The 1,934-nt window shown below is 35.8% G+C and carries 3 protein-coding genes; all 3 read left to right on the forward strand.

The window, feature by feature from the left end; all coding sequences use genetic code 11:
* Positions 1-643 (forward strand): DUF695 domain-containing protein (locus AC1DWB_RS34315; protein WP_477545552.1); only part of this gene is annotated, 643 nt, incomplete at its 5' end.
* Between the two features lie 194 nt (positions 644-837).
* Positions 838-1,434 (forward strand): hypothetical protein, encoded by a 597-nt coding sequence (locus AC1DWB_RS34320; RefSeq protein ID WP_477545553.1) that lies wholly within the window; start codon positions 838-840, stop codon positions 1,432-1,434.
* 237 nt (positions 1,435-1,671) lie between these two features.
* Positions 1,672-1,934 (forward strand): metallophosphoesterase family protein (locus AC1DWB_RS34325; RefSeq protein WP_477545554.1); only part of this gene is annotated, 263 nt, incomplete at its 3' end.

Here is a 1,934-nt window from a genome sequence, read left to right on the forward strand (position 1 = left end):
CAATGGTGCAATAACATTAATGGAAGTAAATATTAAATCAAGGAGCATTTTTTCAAAAAAATTAGATAATGAACTTCTTGGTGAAGTTGAAGATGAAATTGACAGTCATTTGACAGAATTTGATTTTGTAGTTGGTGCCATAACCTATGCAGAATCTAAATCTTTTTACTACTATACAAAACATAAAGATTCACTTTTTAATATGCTTAATAAAGTGCTATCGAAATATAAAAAGCTTAAATGTGTAATCTCAATTGGGGAAGATCCAAATTGGGAATTTTATTTAAAAACTTTATATCCAGATGAATTTGAAAAGCAACGGAAAATAGATAGGGAAGTTGTTGAACAATTAAAAGCAAACAATGATGATCTTCAAATACCTCGTGAAATAAACCATTGGATTTATTTTCTGGAAGATAAGAATAGAGAAGAGTTTAAAAGATATCTCGATTCAAATTTCTATAAAATTGTTGAAGAAGAAACACTACAAGAATCGAAATATCCATATCGATTAATCATCTCACGCACGAGTACTGTTGAATTTGAAACAATAAATAAAATCACAACAGAACTACTTAAGAAAACAATAGAAGCCGGTGGAGATTATGATGGTTGGGAAAGTCCAGTAATTGAAAGTAAGTAATTCAAGGAAGTCAGTCACTTCTGGTAACACCGTATTCACGCTTCGGGACATTCGTCCCTCGGTCCGGCCGAAGAGGAAGTGACGTGGGTAATTCAGCCAGACACATCGATCCCCCTAAGATAAGAGCTATCTAAGGGGGATCGACGTCGTGAATACAAGAACGTTAGACGAAACCATTGCAAAAGGAGAAAATAATGAAGTTTCAAATTGGAGATGAAGTAGATCGACATTTAGTAAAAGTGATTGTTCACGAGTTCTCAAGATGTCGATTAGCTTTTGATCAATTTATTCGTTTAAGAGATATCAAATATAATAACAACTTAGTAACTGATAGGAAACTGGATCTTATGACCTATAATGCATATTCCTTATTTATTCAGCATCTATATGAGTATTTTAAGGGATGTGTCACTAGAGGGAGAAAAGAAACCGGAAACATACCACCTGAAATTATTGATGGACTTGTAAATAATGAAGTAAATAAAATTCTGCGAAATTGGCGTAATGCCATAGACAATAATTATTCCCCACAATGGGCAAATGCAAGAAGCTATTATGAAGATTCGTGTCCTGATAAATTTGGGACAGACTTTCGGAATATTAGAAATAATGTGGCACATGTTGATTATAGACGTATAGAAGGAGGAAATCGGATCACATTGACTGAATTTTATAAAAATTATCACAAGTATATTATTCTGTTGTACGACAACGGACGAAAATTTTGGGATATACAAGAGTTTGAAGATTTAGATTTTGGTGATATTACATCTTTTAATAAGCTAACCTGAATCGTGGAAGGCAATGGCATCGTCTAACACCGCATTCACGTATCGGCCGGCTGACCGACCTCGATCCGTAAGAGGCATTTCGGGGAAGCGAATTCAGCGGACAACCCTGCACCGACTAAACGCGGTCGCGCCCGGCCTGACGGCCTTAAGTCGGTGAGGGTTCGTGAATGCAAGAACGTTAGACGAAAGTTCAATAGAACTATATTTATTTAATGTATTTCGAGGAAGTGAAGGAGAATGTATGTAACCGGGGATCTACATGGTTATACAGATATCAGTAAATTGAATTCAAAGCGCTTTCCAAAGAATAGAGACTTAACTAAAGAAAACTATGTTATCGTTGCCGGTGATTTTGGACTTATCTGGGACAATAAGAACGATGAATTGTATTGGAGAAAGTGGTTATCTCGGAAGAATTTTACCACTTTATTTATAGACGGAAACCATGAGAACTTCGAAATGCTTGAGTCCTTCCCTGTGGAGCATTGGAAGGGTGGGAA

It is taken from the genome of Paenibacillus sp. P4_E11, from assembly GCF_056401635.1.